Raw genomic sequence first — 17868 nt, 5'->3', positions numbered from 1 at the left:
ACCAGGTGGGCCAAATCCTCCTTTAGATCAGGCCGTAGATTGTTCCAAATTATATGACGACGGACAATCCGTGACGACCAAATCGGGTTCGTTTTGCTCAAGCCATCCCAGCGCCAGTACCGGGTCACCGAAAGTTTCGACAACTGGTTTCGAATCAAGTTCGCTGGCCAAACGCGAGAGAATTCTCCGGTTTGTGACGCGATCATCGACGATGACGATACTTGGCATTGATCCCCGCCTATTGGCGCCTGTTTCGGCGCCTTTTTGTCTCTCGGCGCTCATCTTATTCTTTCGATCGTATCGTTGTGGCGACCGCCCACACCCATACCGCCGAGGTTAAGATACCGTAAAGCACACCTGTTAATTTACTATTAGCAATTGGTTAACTCGGAAACATGAAACGCGAATAAGCAACAGTTCGCGATAAAGTTCTAAGTGAACGTCAATAATTATTCGCGAGTTCAACCAATCACTCGAACTTATATGTTAATATCATGATATATAACAGATATATAATGTGATGTGCGTCACAGTGTCGCCTGTGCTGCCGCCGCAATCGACGTTACCGACTGCCTAAGGGCGGGATAAACACTGGACGAAGTTTTGCGCCAAATTGCGCAAAAGTAGGAAATATCCGTTAATACCTGGTGCCAGACCCCAGCCGAGCGGATCCAATTGTCCGATGTGGATATCACTTTTTTCAGCAATGACTGCGAGCAGGTGGGGCTCGAATTGCGGCTCGCGAAATATACATCGTGCGCCCGTATCGGCGATGATCGCGCGAACACGTCGAACTTGCCCAGCACTGAGCCGATTTTCGGGTTCGGCGGTTACGGCGCCCACATTGTTCAGCCCAAAGCGGCTCTCGAACGGACCGTAAGCGTCGTGAAAAACGACATAGGGAATGCCGCGCAGCGGCTGCAGGAGCGCTGCCAGTTCCAATTCCAAAGCATCGATGCGCGCCTCGAGCGTGGCGCCATTGCGCTCATAAACGGCAGCATGACCAGGGTCGAGGACACGTAGTTTTGCTGCCATGGCTGATACAATGCCTTTGGCCTGTTGCGGATCGAGCCAAATGTGCGGGTTTTGCCCAGCTTTGGCGCCGTTGCCGAGCGCCAAGGAGCGTCCGGGCGGCATGTTCTCAGCATATCGAGCAAGCGGAAATTCAAGGATTTTGCCGACCCAGAGCAGAAGATCCGCCGATTGCAGGAGGCGTGCGTGAGATGGCCTGAGGCTGAAATCATGCGGCGACAATCCGTCTTTCAGCAGAAGTGCCGGCTCGCCCACACCCTCCATCACGCCGGCGGCGAGTGAATGCACCGGAAAGATGCTGGCCACCACATTCATCTCCACAGCTTCCGCGGCCACGAATTTAAACAGCCCGCCCAGGATGAGCACCACGGCAACAGTGAATTTGATAACAATAGTCATGCGGTTTTGTTCGATCTATCGATTGCGGGCCTGCAAGCGCAATTTTAGCGATTTGACGTCTTCGGTGCGTGCACTTCGAAATGTATTGTTATAAAGTAACAATATTATGTCAACATCAAACCGTCCTTCGCCTCTAGGGGGGCGGGATGCCGGAGGCTGAGACCGAATGGAAAATGTGAAAACGTCAAGGGGCGGGGTGGCGGCATTTCATGGCAGGCGTCATGCTCATGGCCGATGTGTCGGCCAAGCGCTCAGCCGCGCTGAAACGCTCTGCCGACAGCGCGGTGCCCGTCTTACACAGATGCGTCGGCGCGTACTCGAATTGATTTGGGACAGCCATAAGGCGGTGAAGGCCTACGACCTTTTGGACCGACTAAGCGAAAGCGAGAAATCCGTGCGGCCGCCGACCGTATACCGGGCTTTGGATTTTCTCATGGCGCATGGGCTGGTACATCGAGTCGACAGCCTCAACGCCTTTGTCGGCTGTAGCGGTTCGGACGAGCAGCACAACGCGCAATTCCTCATCTGCCAGGAATGCGGCGAGGTGAGCGAATTGGATGGCGCGGTTATTGGGCAGGCAGTCGCGCAGCAGGCCGCTCAGGCGGGATTTAATGTGCGCCGCCAAATGGTCGAATTGCATGGCGAGTGCCCGGCATGCGCGGTGAAATGAACGTAGTGCCCACTATGCAGAAAAATAGCTTGATTACGGTCGAGGGTCTCGGCGTGCGCCTGGCCGGCCACAGCATTCTTTCCGGCGTCAATTTGCAATTATCCGGCAACGAGATCGTGAGCTTGATCGGCCCCAACGGGGCCGGCAAAACAACCCTGATTCGCGCCATCCTCGGCCTCATCCCGCACCAGGAGGGACGCGTTGAGAAAGTGCCTCATTTGGTTATCGGTTATATGCCGCAGCGTCTGACGCTCGATCCGGTGCTGCCCCTGACCGTGCGCCGCTTTCTGCGCATGGCGGCGAGGGCGGGGCGGAGTGAAATGATCACAGTGCTCGGCGAAGTCGGCGTCCCAGAATTGCTTGAATCCCAGGTGCAGACGCTTTCCGGTGGCGAATTTCAGCGCGTGCTATTGGCCCGCGCTTTGCTGCGTAATCCCGATTTGCTAGTTCTCGACGAGCCGGCGCAACAGGTCGATTTCCAGGGCCAGATCGATATGTTTGAGCTGATCGAAAACGTACGGCGGTCGCGCGGCTGCGGCGTTCTGGTGGTTAGCCATGATCTCCACATGGTGATGCGCGCGACGGATCGGGTGCTGTGTTTAAACGGGCATATCTGTTGTTCGGGCGCGCCCGAGGCAGTGAGCGCGCATCCCGAGTATGTTGCGCTTTTCGGCCCGCGCGCCGCAGAAAGCGTTGCGCTTTATCACCATCATCACCGCCATGCGCACGATCTCGCCGGTGAGGTGTTGCCGCTGGAAGCGGCACGGAGCAAAGAGTCGCTGGAAGCGGCACGGAGCAAAGAGTCGCCGGAAGCGGCACGAAACAAGGAGCCGTTCGCCATGGCGTCGCCTGAACCCCCGCCGGGCGCTTGATCGTGTTAGACGATTTCTTTTGGCGCGCTCTCTTGGGCGGAATTGGCGTGGCTTTGCTGGCCGGGCCGCTCGGCTGTTTCGTCGTCTGGCGGCGTATGGCCTATCTCGGCGATTCCTTGGCCCACGGCGCGCTTCTGGGCGTCGCATTGGGCCTCGTGCTGGGGATCGATCTGACCATTGGAATTGTCGCGAGTTCGGTCGCCCTCGTGGCGATTCTGTTGTTGTTGCAGCGCCAGCGCCGTCTCGCTGGCGACACATTGCTCGTTATTCTGGCGCATGGCGCGTTATCCCTCGGCCTTGTCGCCGTAAGTTTTATGGAAGGCCAGCGGATCGATCTCATGGCCTTTCTGTTCGGCGACATTCTCGCCGTCAGCCGCCTTGACCTGATTTGGATCTACAGCGGGGTTATCGTTATTTTGTGCGTGATCGTCCTGTTGTGGCGCCCGCTGCTGGCAGTGACGGTGCATGAGGAGTTGGCCCGCGCCGAGGGTGTACGCGTGACCCTGGTGAGCATTATTTTCATGCTGCTCGTCGCGGTCACGGTGGCGCTCGCCATGAAAATCGTCGGCATCCTGCTGATCGCTTCGTTGCTGATTATTCCCGCCGCGTCGGCTCGGCGCCTCGCACGTACGCCCGAACAGATGGCGATCCTGGCCAGTCTGGCAGGTGTTCTTTCGGTAGTTGGCGGGCTGTTTGGGTCGCTTGAATGGGACACGCCTTCGGGCCCCTCCATCGTTGTTGTGGCCTTGGTGATATTCCTGCTTGGCCTTGTAGTTGCAGGGCCGGTCGCGCTCCTGGGGCGGCGCCTGCGCTCCGGGATCAGCCCTAGGACCAATTGATTCTGGCGCGTCGTCGGCCTATAGGAAGGTCATGAAAGCGTCATCCGAAGTCGCCGCGCAAGTCATCGCCGATCTCAGTTTTGACCAGGACGGTCTCGTTCCCGCCATCGCCCAAAGCGATGAGACGGGCGAGGTGCTGATGCTCGCCTATATGAACGCCGACGCGGTGCGCGAAACTCTGGCCACCGGCCAAGTATGCTATTGGTCGCGCTCACGACAGGCGTTGTGGCGTAAGGGCGAAAGTTCCGGCCATGTGCAGCGCTTGGTCGAGCTGCGCTATGATTGTGACAATGACGCCGTGCTATTGCGCGTCCGTCAAAGCGGCCCGGCCTGCCACACCAACCGCCCCAATTGTTTTTACCACGCTGTGCGTGACGGCAGTGTGGCCATAATCAGCGAACCAGAAGCCGAATAGCCGCTAGCGTAGCCGCGCCGGGTCGAGGTCGCCGGCGCTGACGCCTCGCTCGGCAACATGGGCGGGGAATGTGCCGCCACTCGCCAGCGCCGCTACGATCGTTCCCATGGCGGGCGCTGTCTGGATGCCGTAGCCGCCTTGTCCCGCGAGCCAAAAGAACCCTTGCGCCTCGGAATCGAATCCAGCCACCAAGGTTTTATCGGCAACGAAGCTTCGGAGACCCGCCCATTTATTGTGGATGCGCGCAATCTTCACGGTCGTCGCCTTCTCGATGCGATCGACGGCAATGGCGATATCCAGTTCGTCGGGTTGAATATCTTGCGGCGGCATCGGCGTTTCGTCGGCCGGCGAGCCGAGCAAGCGGCCACCATCCGGTTTGAAATAAAATTCTTCGTCGATATCCGCCAACAGCGGCCAGTCGTCGGTATTACAGTCGCCAGGAGCATCAAAAATAAAGGCGGTGCGGCGCTTGGGCACAAGACCGATCGGCCGCGCGCCGGCCATTTCAGCGACGACATCGCACCAGGCGCCGGCGGCGTTCACAACCACCGGCGCTTGATAAACGCCGGCGCGGGTTTCGGCCCGCCAGATGTTGCCGCTCTGGGTCAGGTTGGTCAATTCCGCATCAGTCACCAGCACGCCGCCGCGTGCCTTCAAGCCGCGAAGGTAGCCCTGATGCAGGGCGTTGACGTCGATGCCCATGGCGTCGGGCTCATGCACCCCGCCGACGGCATAGTCGGGGCGCATGATCGGTACCAAGCGGCAAACCTCTGCGCCGTCCACCAGGGTGACGCTCGGCACCAAGGCGTGGCAATCGTCATAATGCTGTTGCAGAGTCTTTTGCTGGTCGGCGCGCCCGATAAATAGCGCGCCGCGCGGCGTCAACAGCGGGTCCTCGCCGAAGCCCTCTGGCGGTGCATCGTAAAATGCCCGGCTCGCGGAAGTAATCCCGCGAATCGCGCGATTGCCATAGGCCTCCGTGAACACAGCGGCGGAGCGCCCGGTGGTGTGGTAGCCCGGCATATCCTCGCGTTCGATTAAGATGACCGCGCCCAATCCGGCCAGTTCGTAGGCTGCCGAGGCACCCGCCATGCCCGCGCCTACAACCAAAAAATCGCAATTCGTCATCTTTTACCCACTCTTATCAATCGCGTTTTTGTCGACCACATTTATGGCTGTACGAAGGCGGCATGACAATCCCTCTCGGCAAACCGCGCGCGTGCGGTTAGGTTAAAAAAAAGCATTTTAGAGGGACGTTACAAATGGATATCAACTGCAAGGGCCGGCGCGCCGTGGTCACCGCCGGAGGATCCGGAATTGGGCGTACCATCGCCGAAACGCTGGCCGATAACGGCGCACAGGTATTCGTCTGCGACGTCGCCGAAGATCACCTACAAGCGCTTGCCGCGGAGCGTCCTGATATTGGCGCCGTAGCGGCCGATGTCAGCCGCGCTGACGATGTGGCGCGGCTGTTCGATGCAGCGGTGGCGGCGATGGGTGGCGTCGATGTGCTGGTCAACAATGCCGGTGTCGCCGGGCCGACCAAGCGGGTCGAAGATATCACTGACGAAGAATGGCGCTCGACCATCGGCGTCGATGTCGATGGCCAGTTTTATTGTGCACGCCGCGCCGTGCCGTTGATGCAAGCAGCGGGCAAAGGCGCCATCATCAATATTTCCTCGACCGCCGGACGTCTCGCCTTTCCACTGCGCCTGCCTTACGCCACCGCCAAACGCGCGGTGATCGGCCTCACCGATACCCTCGCCATGGAACTCGGCCCGCGCAATATCAGCGTCAACGCTGTCCTTCCCGGCTATGTCTTGAACGACCGCGCGCGCCGCGTGTTGCAGGCCAAGGCGGACGCTTCCGGGCGCTCACTGGATGAGATGAAGGTGATCGTGTTGAACCGCATCTCCATGCGCACCGGCGTTGAAGAGCAGGAAATCGCCGATCTTGTGCTCTATCTCTGCTCGTACCAGGGCCGCCATATCTCCGGCCAAGCGATCAATATCGACGCCAATTTGGAAACCTATGCCGGGATGGACAAGCTCGACTAGGCCGAAATCAACGCGCCAAAGGTGCTGAGGAACTTGTCCGCCTCGGCGACAAAAATATCATGGTCGTCTTCCGTCAGGGCTAGGCTCAAGGCCAAATAGCCGCGCCGCGTGATGTAGATGCCGGCGGCGATCATTTCCAAGTGAAAGAGGTCGAGCGCCGTTAGATTGCGCCCAGCTAAGTCATGCTGGCTGTGAATGTCGCCGGAGATGAAATGAATATTCATCAGCGAGCCCGAACCCGTCGCCTGGAACGGCAGGCCATGTTTTTGCCCGAGCGCGTTCAGGCGTTGGCGGAACGCTTCGCCTGATGTGGTCAGTGCCGTCGCGGCCTCCGGGGTATAGACCTTCTCTAGTCCTGCGGCGCCACCGGCCATCGTGAGGACATTGTTGTTGAAGGTGCCGTGGTGGACGAAATGGCCTTTTTCACGCGGGTCGTATCGGGCCATGATGTCGGCCCGCCCGCCGAAGGCGCCGGCGGTCATCCCGCCACCGACATATTTTCCCAAAGTGGTCATGTCGGGGATGATTCCGAGCGCGCCCTGCCGGCCCGTCGGGCCGAGGCGAGAGGTCATGACCTCATCGAATATAAGTATCGCGCCGCGCTGTGTCGCCTGCTCGCGCAAAAGTGCCAGAAAATCCGTGTCGCCCGGGATACAGCCGCCGGCGCCCTGCATGGTCTCCACCAGGATCGCCGAAAGGCTGTCGCCATGTTGCTCGAGTAGGGCGTGCGTGCCGGCGATATCGTTGTAGGGTGCGAGAATAAAATCGAACGGCACATTGATCGGCGAACCGCTGGGCGGAAATGACAGTGTGCCGCCATGATAGGCGCCCTCGAACACCATGACCTTATTGCGTCCGGTAACGGCGTTGGCGGTGACCAGCGCCATTATATTTGCCTCGGTACCGGAATTGCAGAAGCGCACCCGCTCGATCGAGGGCACGCGTGCGCAAACCTGCGCGGCGAGCTTCGCCTCGTGGGCGCTCGACGAGCCGAAGGTAACGCCGTTGGCCAACGCGTCACGTACAGCCGCGTGAACGATCGGGTTGGAGTGACCATAGAGGCCAGCGGAAAAATCGCCGGCATAATCGCGGTATTTATGGCCGTCCAGGTCCCACATATAGGCGCCTGCGCCGCGTGCCATACCGAGCGGGAAGGGGGCGTAATACATGCCGGTGCGAGTATTGCCGCCGGGCAGGCTTTCGCAGGCGCGCGCATATAACGCCGAGCTTTCAGGGTTAGCAGCGGCGAAGCGTTCTTCGGCGGCCTGATAGGCGCCGTCCAAATCGATATTTCGTCCCCGTTCCGAGGCAACACGGCTGGCCATTTGGTTTTCCTTTCGAGCTGGCGTTAACGCTGGAAGATAGCCCGGACAGATAATCCCCAGCAAGTGCGACCGCACCGGCATGCATCCGAACTCGTTTCGCGTGGTCAAAATTCTCTCCACACGGCCTCAATCTAGTGTGATCACACTATTGGCGTGGCGCTGAATTCGGGCTAAGTTGCGGCGCGGAATTGGAAAACAATAATTACCGTAGGCGGGCAAGCGCCCTATGGCGTTGACCCAGCGGGATGAGGCGGAACAATGCGATTTGCGGTCGATACTGGGGGCACATTCACCGATTTGGTGGTCGAAGACGATAGCGGCGAAGTCCGCATGTTTAAATCAGAAACGACGCCATCCGATCCGGTTGCTGGGGTGCTGGACACGCTCGAACTAGCCGCCGCCGATTACGGCCTGTCGCGGCCTGATCTATTGGCCAAGGGCGACATGCTGATCCATGGCACGACCCATGCGATCAATGCCATCGTCACCGGCAACACAGCGCGCACGGCCTTTCTCACGACCCAAGGACACCCCGATGTTCTGGTTCTGCGCGAGGGCGGGCGCATCGAGCCGTTTAATTTCACCGTGCCGTATCCGCAACCCTATGTGCCGCGCTCGCTGACCTATGAGGTTCCCGAACGCATTACATTCGACGGCTCCGTGCGCCAGCCATTAGACGAAAAGGCGGTGGTCGAGATCATCGCCAAGCTGAAAGTAGCCGAAGTCGAGGCGGTCGCCGTTTGCCTGCTGTGGTCGATTGTCAACGCGGATCACGAAAACCGCATTGGCGAACTGCTCGAGCAGCACTTGCCCGGCGTGCCTTACACATTGTCCCACGCTCTCAACCCGTCACTGCGCGAGTATCGCCGGGCGTCTTCGGCCGCGATCGATGCGTCGCTAAAGCCCTTGATGGGCAAATATATGGGCAGTCTAGATTCGCGCCTGCGAGATGCCGGCTTCGGTGGCCGCGTGCTCGTGGTGACCACTCAGGGCGGTGCCATAGACGCCGCCGATATGGCCAAATCTCCGATCCATTCGATAAATTCCGGCCCGGCCATGGCGCCGCTCGCTGGGCGAAATTACGCCCAGGCCGATAGCGGCGCCGACACCGCGATTATCGCCGACACTGGCGGCACGACCTTTGACGTCAGCCTCGTACGCGGCGGCCGCATCCCGTGGACGCGGGAAACCTGGATCGGCCAGCCTTACCGCGGCCACATGACCGGCTTCCCTGCGGTTGACGTTAAAAGCATCGGCGCCGGCGGCGGCTCCATTGCTTGGGTTGACGAAGGCGGGCTCCTCCATATCGGGCCGCGCAGCGCCGGCGCCGTGCCGGGGCCGGTCTGTTACGGCAAAGGCGGCGTCGAGCCGACAGTGACGGATGCCTCTGTGGTGCTGGGCTGGATCGATCCCGATTTCTTCCTTGGCGGCAATATGAGCCTCGACCGTGATGCGCCTGCCAAAGCCATTCAAAGCTATGTCGGCGATAAGCTGGGCTTCGGCCTGCACGAGGCTGCCGCTGCAATTTTGAGCGTTGCCACAGAAAATATGATCCACGCGATTGAAGATATTACCGTCAATCAGGGCATCGATCCGCGCGGCGCTGTTCTGATCGGCGGCGGCGGTGCGGCGGGCCTCAACGTCACTGCTATTGCCCGGCGTCTCGGCTGCGGGCAGGCCATCATTCCCGATGTCGCTGCAGCGTTAAGCGCTGCGGGGGCGTTGATGTCGGACCTGCGCGCCGAGTACAGCGGCACGCTCTATACCCAAACGGCAGCGTTTGATCGCGAGCGCGTGAATGCGCTACTGGCCCGCCTCGAGGGCCAATGTCGCGAGTTTATCGCTGGGCCGGGCGCCGGCTCGATCGAGCAGATCATCGAGTTCACGGCGGAGGCGCGCTATCCCAGCCAAATTTGGGAAATCGAGGTGCCGCTCAAGGGAAGTCGTTTCACTTCGGAACAGGACGTAGCCGATTTGCGAGACGATTTTCACGCGACACACGAGAATCTCTTCGCTATCGCCGACAGTAAATCAGAGGTCGAGATCGTTGGCTGGCGCGCCAGTGTGCGCTGCCGTTTGCGCGATGGCGTGAAATGGAAAGTCCGCGAGGCAGCTGGCAAGGTCGACGCGCCGAAAAGCCGACAGGCCTATTTTTCTGACGGTGGATTGGTCGAAACTCGGGTGCTGCGTTTTGAGGATATGGAACGTGGCACCGAAGTCGCCGGCCCGGCGATCATTGAATCATCTTTCACGACCGTGGTCATCGACCCCGGCGCGTCCGCCGTGCGTAGCGCATCGGGCAGCCTGATCATCAATCCTGCCACGGGGAGCTAGAGCATGGCGAACAGCAAAAAAGCGAACGGTAGCAAGCTCGACGGCGTGCAGCTCGCGATCCTCAACAAACGTATCCAATCGATTTGCGCCAAGATGGCGAACACATTGCTTCGCACTGGTCGCTCCGGCGTTTTGAACAGCGCGCGCGATTTTTCTTGTGTGCTGGTGACGGCGGATAATCAGCTTCTGAATGTCTCGGAAAGTCTGCCAATTCATGTGCTCCGCGGCGCCGATATGATGTGCGAGGCGATGCAGGAGTACCACCCGGTGCTCAAGCGCGGCGACGCGTTCCTGCACAACTCGCCTTATCACGGCGGCTCTCATCCCGCCGATCACACCTTTCTAGTGCCGGTGGTGGATGATGACGGCATTCACCGCTTCACGATGGTCGCAAAAGCGCATCAGGCGGATTGTGGCAACTCGGTCCCGACCACCTATCACGGCAGCGCGCGCGACGTGTACAACGAGGGTGCGCTAATTTTCCCGGCCGTGCGCATCCAGACCGATTACCAGGACAATCTCGATATCATACGCATGTGCGAAATGCGCATTCGCGTGCCGGAGCAGTGGTGGGGCGATTATCTGGCGGCCCTCGGCGCGGCGCGCATCGGTGAACGCGAAATGCTCAACCTCGGTGCCGATGTTGGCTGGGACATGCTGGATCAGTTCGCCGGGCAATGGTTCGATTATTCCGAACAATTGATGATGTCTTCGATTCGCCAGATGCCGGCCGGCAAGATCACCACCTACAGCCGCCACGACCCGTTCCCCGGCGCGGAAGAGGGCATCGATGTCAAGATTGAGCTTGAAATCCGCCCCGACGACGCCATGATCGAAGTCGACCTTAGAGACAATCCGGATTGTTTCCCCTGCGGTCTCAACTTGAGCCAGGCTTGCACCGAATCCTCCGTACTAATCGGTGTGTTCAACTCTATCCAAGAAGACGTGCCGACTAATGCCGGCTCGCTCCGGCGCGTGAAAATGCATCTCCGCGAAAACTGCGTGGTTGGCATTCCGCGCCACCCGACAAGCTGCTCGGTTGCGACGACAAACGTGGCGGACCGGGTGGGAAATTCAGTACAGCGCGCAATCGCAGAATTGGGCGACGGCCACGGCATGGCCAGCGCGGGGTCGATAATTCCACCCAGCATTGGCGTTATTTCTGGCACCAGTGAAAAGACGGGCGGTCCCTACGTGAATCAAATATTTCTCGGTTGGGGCGGTGGCGCCGCGGGCCCACAGGTTGATGCGTGGATTACCATCGGTCATATAGGCAATGCTGGCGGTTCCTATCAGGACAGCATCGAATTGGACGAAATGCGTTTCCCAATGTACGTCGCGGGGCGTCATTTTATCACCGACAGCGGCGGCGTCGGGCGCACACGTGGCGGCGAGGCAGTCTATTGTGAATTCGGCCCGACCGACGGCGACATGGAAGTCGGTTATGTCAGCGACGGCAACGATCATGCGCCGGAAGGCACACGGGGCGGCGGGGTCGGCGCCTGCGCCAACCAGTTCCGGCGGGATCTCAACGGTGATTTGCATCAGCTCGATGCCTGCGCTCAGGCTGTCATTCCCGAAGGCCACACCATCGTTTCATATTCCTGTGGCGGCGGCGGCTATGGCAACCCGATAGAACGCCCGGCTGAAAATGTCGCCCATGACGTACGCGAAAGATGGGTATCGGTTGCGGCCGCCAAAGATAAATATGGTGTCGTCGTCAGCACCGCCGGCGTGATCGACACGGCGGCGACGGAAGCACTGCGCGCGGCGCAACGCGGCTAATCCTATGGCCGGAGTGGCACCCCTGGATGGCGTGCAACTCGCCATTCTCAACAAGCGCCTGGAAGGCGTGTGCCGCAAGATGGCCAACACTCTCTTCCGGACCGGGCGCTCCGGCGTGCTCAACACGGCACGTGACTTTTCGTGCTGCATCGTTACCGCCGACAATCAATTGCTCGCCGCAGCCGAAAGCCTGCCGATCCACGTTTTGAGCGGGCCGGATTTGATGGCGGCCGCGATGCAGGAGTTTCATCCCGTGCTCAAGCGCGGCGATGCTTTCCTGCATAATTCGCCCTATCACGGCTGCTCGCATCCGGCCGATCATACGATCCTGGTGCCGGTGGTGGACGACCAGGGGCGCCACCGCTTCACTATGGTCGCCAAGGCGCATCAGGCCGATTGCGGTAACTCCTTGCCGACCACCTATATGGGCGGCGCGCGCGATGTGTATCAGGAAGGCGCGCTAATTTTTCCGGCCGTGCGGGTGCAGGAGAATTACCAGGACATCGAGGATATCGTCCGCATGTGCCGAATGCGCATCCGCGTGCCGGAGCAATGGTGGGGCGATTATCTGGCCGAAATGGGCGCGGCGCGCATTGGTGAGCGCGAATTGATGGGGTTGGCCGCCGAAGTTGGTTGGGATACGCTCGACGCCTTCACCTATCAATGGTTTGAATATAGCGAGCAGCGCATGAGTGCGGCGATCGCGCGTCTGCCGGCCGGCAAGATGACGGTATCCAGTGCCCATGATCCGTTCCCAGGCGCAGAAGATGGAATCGAAGTCAAAGTCCAGCTCACCATCGACCCGGCGGACGCGATTATCGAGGTAGACCTTCGGGACAATCCTGATTGCTTGCCCTGCGGCCTTAATCTCAGCGAATCTTGCTCCCGCACATCGGCGATGGTCGGCGTATTCAATTCCATCGATCATACGGTGCCGCCCAACGCCGGAAGTTTCCGCCGCATCCGGGTGCTGTTGCGCGAGAATTGCGTGGTCGGTATTCCGCTGCATCCAACGAGCTGCTCGGTCGCCACCACCAATGTGGCCGATCATGTTTCGAACGGCGTGCAGCGCGCCATCGCTGAATTGGCCGAAGGCGCCGGCATGGCCGAGGTGGGCTATGCCATTCCGCCCGCCATCGGCGTTATTTCCGGCTTGAAGCCCGATTCCGGCGAGCCCTTCGTCAATCAGATTTTTCTCGGCTTTGGCGCCGGCGCGGCGGCGCCCTCGGCGGATGCTTGGGTGACCGTCGGCCATGTCGGCAATGCCGGTCTGTGTTATCAGGACAGCACCGAAGTGGACGAGCAAGTGTTCCCAATTTTCGTCAAAGGTCGTCATTTCGTTACCGATTCAGGCGGCGCCGGGCGCTACCGCGGCGGCGGCGGCATGCAGGTGGAATTCGGCCCGGAGGGCTGCGATCTCGAAATCGGCTATGTCAGCGACGGCACCGTCAACGCCGCCAAAGGCGCGCGCGGTGGCGGCCCGGGTGGACGGGCGCAGCAATATGTGCGGCGCCGCAATGGCGAGAGTGAAACTCTCGACCCATGCGCCCAGGTGCCGCTCCGCGACGGAGAAATCATCGTTTCGGTATCCTGCGGTGGCGGCGGCTTCGGCTCGCCGCTTGATCGCCCGGCCGCTGATGTGGCACACGATGCGCGCGAAAGATGGATCAGTATCGAAGCGGCAGAGCGCCTCTATGGCATCGTCCTCGGCGCTGACGGCAATGCCGATATAACGGCGAGCGAAAAGCTGCGCGCTAAGATGTCCGGCGCAACTTTCTAGCTGTCGTCGGGGCAAAGAGGAGTAAACAGGCGCATGATCGAGCTCAATTCCACCATCTCGTGCCCCCATTGCAGGGGCCAGACAAAGCAAGCTATGCCGACCGATGCCTGCCTCTTTTTCTTCGATTGCCCGGCTTGCGGCGCACGCCTCAAACCGTTGGCCGGGGATTGTTGCGTTTTTTGTTCCTATGGCGACGTGAAATGCCCGCCAATTCAGCAGGGCGAGGGGTGCTGCGGGGCATGAAAATCGGCGGCCTGCTTCTTGTTCTCGCGCTGCCCGCGTGCTGCGTTCTAATTCCGCTGCTAACGGCGGGATCGCTGGCGGCAATTGGCGGCTGGTTTGCCGACGGCCCCGGACTGGCGCTCGTCGCCGCTGGCGGAGCGGGCATCATTATTTATCTGCTTTGGCGTTGGCGTATCGGTCGCTTCCGCCGCTTGCACATGCGTGATTCGATCCGCTAAGCGGCGAACGTCTCGATCATCGCCACGTGGTTGGCTTTAGATTCTTCGGGTTCGAGCCAGGGCATCGGGCAATAGAGGATGAGGGTCTCGAACAGCCCCTCAAATTTTTCCAATTTCTTGCGCACGTCGTCGGGCGTGCCGGCGAGGACCAGGGTGTCGATCATGTCCTCAGTCACAAGGTCGAGCATTTTTGGCACGTCGTTCTCGGCCATGGCGGCGCGAATCGCCAGTTTCTCCTTGGTGAAACCGGCTGGGTCGAGCACCTGGTCGAAATAGGGCAGGTTGGCATAGAAGGCGATCGGCGGCCGCGCCCGCCGCCGCGCCCGTTCGCGGTCTTTGTCGACCGAGCAAACTTTCAGCGAGCACAGTTCGATATCGCTCAACTGGCGGCTGGCCTTGGCCAGGCCCTTTTTGACGTTGGGATGGACGATGTCGGTAAAATATTGCGGCGTGTTGAGTAGATTGGCGATCAATCCATCGGCGATGGCGCCGCTGAGCTGCAGCATCCCGGGTTGCACGGCGGCGAGGAAGATCGGCAGCGCCGGATAGGGCGGCACCATGATGCGGCGGTAGTCGCGCACCTTGATGTATTCGCCTTCGTAATCGATCGAGTTGGTTGGGCTCGCCGTCCACATGAGCCGGATCGACTCAACATATTCGCGCATCCGCTTCGCCGGCTTGTCGACGGTCAATTGATGCCAATTCTCGTTCCACATCGGCGGCGCCGTGCCGAGGCCGAGGATGAAACGATCACCAGTTAGTTCTGCCATCGACATGGCGCTGATTTCCGTCATCGCTGGTGGGCGGGCATAGGTCGCGACGCCGGTGCCAAGCCGCACGCGTTTGCATGCGCTGGCCATGGCGGCGAGTGGCACGAAGGCATCACGCCCGAGCTCAGTTGTCCATAAGCTGTCGGCGCCGGCGTCCTCGGCCTGGCGGGCATAGCTGACCGTTTCGTCGAGAGTGAGATTGTCGCCGCTAAATAGGATGCCCCATTTCCACTTTTGCGCCATTTTCCGCCTCCTCATGGTCCGACCGTTATTGTCGCATTTAATTTCGCTTTTGATAGGTCGTATGGCGCACCACCCCTATGATGGCGCGACGACAGGTGCATTGGGAGCGTCATGCCGCACGCCTTACCATTCTTCCTCTTTTTGGTCGTGCTCGCGCCGATTTTTCTCGGCCATCAACTGGGCGGCGCCTGGACCTTGATCACCCCGTTTGGTTTGTTCGCCGTTCTCGGCGGCTTGGATATGTTGATCGGGCGCGGTGAGACGGGGCGCTACCCAAAGGCCGAATCTCCGGTCCACCGCGTGGCGATTCTCGTGTGGCTGCCCATTCAGGCGGCATTGATCATCTGGCTGCTATGGTCGCTCGCCCACAACCTTCTAACGCCGTTGGAAATCGTCGGCATGACGCTCTCCATCGGCACCGTCTCCGGCGCGATCGGCATTGTTTTCGCGCATGAATTGACGCATCGCATATCGTGGTTCGAGCGCCGCGTCGCCGATGTGCTGATGGTGAGCGTCAGCTATCATCATTTTTGTGTCGAGCATGTGCACGGCCACCACCGCACGGTTGGCACCAAAGAGGACCCGGCGACGGCGCGCCTGAACGAAAGTTTCTACCGCTTCTTTCCACGCGCCACGCTAGGCGGCTTTGCCTCAGCCTGGCGCCTCGAAGCGGCGCGCATGCGGCGGCGCAATCGCAGCCCCTGTCAGTGGCGCAATCGCGTGCTTGCCGGCATTGTCGCGCAGGCAGCGATGTACGCTGCGGTGGGTTTGATTTTCGGCTGGCTCGCGGTGCCTGTGCTGGCTGGCATCGGACTGGTCGCCGTATTTCAACTCGAAGTGATCAACTATCTCGAACATTACGGGCTCGAGCGCCGCCGCCTCGACAATGGCCGTTTGGAGCGCGTGGCGGCACATCATTCTTGGGACGACGACCACCTGCTATCGAGCTGGCTGCTGGTTAACCTCACGCACCACGCCGATCACCATATGCGCCCCGGCGAGCGATATCAGCGTCTCGGCATGGTCGATGGCGCAGCCATGCTGCCGTTTGGCTACGCCACGATATTTCTTTTTGTCTTGATACCGCCGCTTTGGTTCCGAATCATGAACCCCCGCGTCGAAGCCATGCGCGCGAAGAATCCGGCATAATTTAAGGCTCGTCCAAACGGCACCACCCCCGGAATGCGTTCCGCATTCCGGCAAGCGTGACTACGCGCCCGAGTTAATACGAGGCAGCCAAGGGCGCGGATGCGCCCGCCCGGCGATTGAGGGTCAAATCAATAAAGAGATTAGGGTACCAAGACCATCTTTCCGAAAACGTCGCGCTCGGCGGTTTTACGCGCCGATTCCTGCACGTCACTGAATGGCAGGACGGCGTTGATGACCGGCCGGAGTTTGCCGTCGGCCACCAACTTCAGCACATGCGCCACTTCGCGCTTGCCGGCAAAATGGCTGCCATGCAGCATCATATGTTTGCGGAACAACTCGATGATATTGATCGGCACAATTTCACCGGCATGGGCGCCGCAAGTGATTAGACGGCCGTTCTCGCACACAGCGTCGATGCTTTGTACCAGCACGTCGCCGCCCACCGATTCGATCACCAGGTCGACACCGAACCCATCGGTCATTCTGAGCGCTTCTTTACGGATGCTTTGCGTGGTGTAGTTGATCACCTCGTCGGCGCCCAACTTCTTGGCCTGCTCCAGCTTGGCATCCGAGCCCGCCGTCGCGATGACGCGCGCGCCGTGCAACTTGGCGACTTGAATGGCGGCGCTGCCGACCACGCTGCCGGCGGCGTTGATGAGCACCGTCTTGTCGGCCTGCACTTGTCCCAACGTTACCGTCATATGCCAGGACGTGCCGAACCCAACGACTGAAGCCGCTGCATCTTGATAAGAGAGTCCGTCCGGCAGCGGTATCAATGAGGTCGCCAGGCAGCGGGTATATTCAGCATGGGTGCCCCATTGGCTGACGCCGACGCGGCCATGGCAGAAATCCACGCCGTCGAGGCCACTCAGCCACATATTACTTTGCGGATCTCCTTGCGCGAAATCGATGGCGACGCGGTCGCCGATATTGGCGCTCAAAACGCCCTCGCCAAGCTCTACCACTTCGCCGACCCCCTCGACCCCCATGACATGCGGTAGGGCGACACCGAATCCCGAAACGCCTTCACGTAAATCATGATCGAGATGGTTGACGCCGCTGGCGCCAATTTTGACCAGCACTTCGCCCGGACCCGCCGTCGGCTTCTCGACATCTTCATAGAGCAGCTTATCGATGCCGCCATGTTCGCGAATTATCACTGCTTTCATTTTCTTTCGTTCCCAATATTGTGGTGGCTGGTTTGTTTTACTCGGCGGCCTGCGCCTGGCCAGAGGTGAGTTCGGCGATAGCTTCGTCGCGCGGTATAACGTCGGCATAGATCTGTCCGAGAACACGCAAATTTGTTTCATGCGCATCCAAGTCGCGGTCGCCGACACAATCGCTAATAAGAATTGGGCAAAACCCGTGGCACATGACGTCGAGCACACTCGCATGGATGCAGCCACTGGTCACACAGCCGGCAATAAGCACCGTGTCGACGCCGCGTAGAGTGAGATTGGGCGCGAGATCGGTGCCGAAAAAGGCCGAGGGCAGGCGCTTACGCACGACAATTTCGCCACGCCGCGGCGCGAGGCGTTCAACGATCTGACTGGCATGCGAATCTTCCAAGAGGTTCTGGAGAGGCGGGACCTTTCGGCTGAACACATTGTCGTCGCTGCCGTCATCACTGAACACGATTCGGGTATGCGCAATCGGCAAGCCGAGGCTGCGGCAGGCTTCAATCAGCTTGACGGTGTTGTCGCAAGCCTCGGAAATATTGCCGCCACCGAACTGGTC

The 17868-nt window shown here is 59.9% G+C and carries 18 protein-coding genes; 11 read left to right on the top strand and 7 right to left on the bottom strand.

Annotated features, from left to right (window positions below; genetic code table 11):
• Window positions 1-27: 27 nt before the first annotated feature.
• Together O3A94_15945 and O3A94_15940 are read right to left on the bottom strand one after the other, a co-directional pair.
• Entirely contained in the window at window positions 28-228 is a 201-nt protein-coding gene (locus O3A94_15945) for a hypothetical protein (protein MDA1357746.1), read from the bottom strand.
• Between the two features lie 345 nt (window positions 229-573).
• Window positions 574-1431, bottom strand: a complete 858-nt coding sequence (locus O3A94_15940) for a zinc ABC transporter substrate-binding protein (GenBank protein ID MDA1357745.1) — start codon at window positions 1429-1431, stop codon at window positions 574-576.
• 166 nt (window positions 1432-1597) lie between these two features.
• Between O3A94_15940 and O3A94_15935 the strand changes: the two genes are divergently transcribed.
• From O3A94_15935 to hisI, 4 genes are read left to right on the top strand one after another with little or no spacing between them, the layout of a single operon-like run.
• A complete protein-coding gene (locus tag O3A94_15935) occupies window positions 1598-2101 on the top strand; it encodes a transcriptional repressor (GenBank protein ID MDA1357744.1) in 504 nt (167 codons plus the stop codon).
• A 14-nt stretch (window positions 2102-2115) separates the two neighbouring features.
• A complete protein-coding gene (gene znuC, locus O3A94_15930; protein ID MDA1357743.1) occupies window positions 2116-2973 on the top strand; it encodes a zinc ABC transporter ATP-binding protein ZnuC in 858 nt (285 codons plus the stop codon).
• A gap of 2 nt (window positions 2974-2975) precedes the next feature.
• Entirely contained in the window at window positions 2976-3812 is an 837-nt protein-coding gene (locus O3A94_15925; protein ID MDA1357742.1) for a metal ABC transporter permease, read from the top strand.
• Window positions 3813-3843: 31 nt separating this feature from the next.
• The gene (hisI, locus tag O3A94_15920; GenBank protein ID MDA1357741.1) at window positions 3844-4227 is read left to right on the top strand and encodes a phosphoribosyl-AMP cyclohydrolase; all 384 of its coding nucleotides are present in this window, start codon (window positions 3844-3846) and stop codon (window positions 4225-4227) included.
• Between the two features lie 3 nt (window positions 4228-4230).
• Here hisI and O3A94_15915 read toward each other — a convergent pair whose 3' ends face one another.
• On the bottom strand, window positions 4231-5355 hold the full coding sequence (locus tag O3A94_15915; GenBank protein MDA1357740.1) for an FAD-binding oxidoreductase: 1125 nt from the start codon (window positions 5353-5355) through the stop codon (window positions 4231-4233).
• A 134-nt stretch (window positions 5356-5489) separates the two neighbouring features.
• On the opposite strand from O3A94_15915, the gene O3A94_15910 reads away from it, so the two are divergent.
• Window positions 5490-6284, top strand: a complete 795-nt coding sequence (locus tag O3A94_15910) for an SDR family oxidoreductase (protein MDA1357739.1) — start codon at window positions 5490-5492, stop codon at window positions 6282-6284.
• Here the strand turns inward: O3A94_15910 and O3A94_15905 are convergent.
• On the bottom strand, window positions 6281-7609 hold the full coding sequence (locus O3A94_15905; protein MDA1357738.1) for an aminotransferase class III-fold pyridoxal phosphate-dependent enzyme: 1329 nt from the start codon (window positions 7607-7609) through the stop codon (window positions 6281-6283). The genes O3A94_15910 and O3A94_15905 overlap by 4 nt on opposite strands.
• Window positions 7610-7867: 258 nt before the next feature.
• On the opposite strand from O3A94_15905, the gene O3A94_15900 reads away from it, so the two are divergent.
• From O3A94_15900 to O3A94_15880, 5 genes are read left to right on the top strand one after another with little or no spacing between them, the layout of a single operon-like run.
• Window positions 7868-9943: a hydantoinase/oxoprolinase family protein gene (locus O3A94_15900; GenBank protein MDA1357737.1), complete on the top strand. Its 2076-nt coding sequence runs from the start codon at window positions 7868-7870 to the stop codon at window positions 9941-9943.
• Window positions 9944-9946: 3 nt separating this feature from the next.
• Window positions 9947-11728 carry a hydantoinase B/oxoprolinase family protein gene (locus tag O3A94_15895; GenBank protein ID MDA1357736.1) on the top strand — a complete coding sequence of 594 codons (1782 nt, stop codon included), beginning with the start codon at window positions 9947-9949 and terminating at the stop codon, window positions 11726-11728.
• A 4-nt stretch (window positions 11729-11732) separates the two neighbouring features.
• Complete coding sequence (locus tag O3A94_15890) at window positions 11733-13508, top strand: hydantoinase B/oxoprolinase family protein (GenBank protein MDA1357735.1); 1776 nt, start codon at window positions 11733-11735, stop codon at window positions 13506-13508.
• 33 nt (window positions 13509-13541) lie between these two features.
• Complete coding sequence (locus O3A94_15885) at window positions 13542-13751, top strand: GDCCVxC domain-containing (seleno)protein (protein ID MDA1357734.1); 210 nt, start codon at window positions 13542-13544, stop codon at window positions 13749-13751.
• Window positions 13748-13969 (top strand): hypothetical protein, encoded by a 222-nt coding sequence (locus O3A94_15880; GenBank protein MDA1357733.1) that lies wholly within the window; start codon window positions 13748-13750, stop codon window positions 13967-13969. The genes O3A94_15885 and O3A94_15880 overlap by 4 nt, the downstream gene beginning before the upstream one ends.
• Here O3A94_15880 and O3A94_15875 read toward each other — a convergent pair.
• Entirely contained in the window at window positions 13966-14982 is a 1017-nt protein-coding gene (locus tag O3A94_15875; GenBank protein MDA1357732.1) for an LLM class flavin-dependent oxidoreductase, read from the bottom strand. The genes O3A94_15880 and O3A94_15875 overlap by 4 nt on opposite strands.
• Before the next feature lie 111 nt (window positions 14983-15093).
• Between O3A94_15875 and O3A94_15870 the strand changes: the two genes are divergently transcribed.
• On the top strand, window positions 15094-16131 hold the full coding sequence (locus O3A94_15870) for an alkane 1-monooxygenase (GenBank protein MDA1357731.1): 1038 nt from the start codon (window positions 15094-15096) through the stop codon (window positions 16129-16131).
• Between the two features lie 140 nt (window positions 16132-16271).
• Here the strand turns inward: O3A94_15870 and O3A94_15865 are convergent, their stop codons facing one another.
• Both O3A94_15865 and O3A94_15860 read right to left on the bottom strand, forming a co-directional pair.
• Window positions 16272-17300 carry a zinc-binding dehydrogenase gene (locus O3A94_15865; protein ID MDA1357730.1) on the bottom strand — a complete coding sequence of 343 codons (1029 nt, stop codon included), beginning with the start codon at window positions 17298-17300 and terminating at the stop codon, window positions 16272-16274.
• A gap of 37 nt (window positions 17301-17337) precedes the next feature.
• On the bottom strand, window positions 17338-17868 hold a 531-nt coding region (locus tag O3A94_15860; GenBank protein ID MDA1357729.1), incomplete at its 5' end, for an isochorismatase family protein.

The organism is Pseudomonadota bacterium, from assembly GCA_027624955.1.
Taxonomy (GTDB): Bacteria; Pseudomonadota; Alphaproteobacteria; order UBA828; family UBA828; genus PTKB01.
The sequence above is the reverse complement of the archived record's forward strand: the minus strand, read 5'-3'. Positions and strand labels throughout refer to the sequence as shown.

Coding starts and splice junctions, on each gene's coding strand:
- O3A94_15945 (MDA1357746.1), bottom strand. CDS start 228: ATGCCAAGTATCGTCATCGTCGATGATCGCGTCACAAACCGGAGAATT.
- O3A94_15940 (MDA1357745.1), bottom strand. CDS start 1,431: ATGACTATTGTTATCAAATTCACTGTTGCCGTGGTGCTCATCCTGGGC.
- O3A94_15935 (MDA1357744.1), top strand. CDS start 1,598: ATGGAAAATGTGAAAACGTCAAGGGGCGGGGTGGCGGCATTTCATGGC.
- znuC (MDA1357743.1), top strand. CDS start 2,116: ATGCAGAAAAATAGCTTGATTACGGTCGAGGGTCTCGGCGTGCGCCTG.
- hisI (MDA1357741.1), top strand. CDS start 3,844: ATGAAAGCGTCATCCGAAGTCGCCGCGCAAGTCATCGCCGATCTCAGT.
- O3A94_15915 (MDA1357740.1), bottom strand. CDS start 5,355: ATGACGAATTGCGATTTTTTGGTTGTAGGCGCGGGCATGGCGGGTGCC.
- O3A94_15910 (MDA1357739.1), top strand. CDS start 5,490: ATGGATATCAACTGCAAGGGCCGGCGCGCCGTGGTCACCGCCGGAGGA.
- O3A94_15905 (MDA1357738.1), bottom strand. CDS start 7,609: ATGGCCAGCCGTGTTGCCTCGGAACGGGGACGAAATATCGATTTGGAC.
- O3A94_15900 (MDA1357737.1), top strand. CDS start 7,868: ATGCGATTTGCGGTCGATACTGGGGGCACATTCACCGATTTGGTGGTC.
- O3A94_15895 (MDA1357736.1), top strand. CDS start 9,947: ATGGCGAACAGCAAAAAAGCGAACGGTAGCAAGCTCGACGGCGTGCAG.
- O3A94_15890 (MDA1357735.1), top strand. CDS start 11,733: ATGGCCGGAGTGGCACCCCTGGATGGCGTGCAACTCGCCATTCTCAAC.
- O3A94_15885 (MDA1357734.1), top strand. CDS start 13,542: ATGATCGAGCTCAATTCCACCATCTCGTGCCCCCATTGCAGGGGCCAG.
- O3A94_15880 (MDA1357733.1), top strand. CDS start 13,748: ATGAAAATCGGCGGCCTGCTTCTTGTTCTCGCGCTGCCCGCGTGCTGC.
- O3A94_15875 (MDA1357732.1), bottom strand. CDS start 14,982: ATGGCGCAAAAGTGGAAATGGGGCATCCTATTTAGCGGCGACAATCTC.
- O3A94_15870 (MDA1357731.1), top strand. CDS start 15,094: ATGCCGCACGCCTTACCATTCTTCCTCTTTTTGGTCGTGCTCGCGCCG.
- O3A94_15865 (MDA1357730.1), bottom strand. CDS start 17,300: ATGAAAGCAGTGATAATTCGCGAACATGGCGGCATCGATAAGCTGCTC.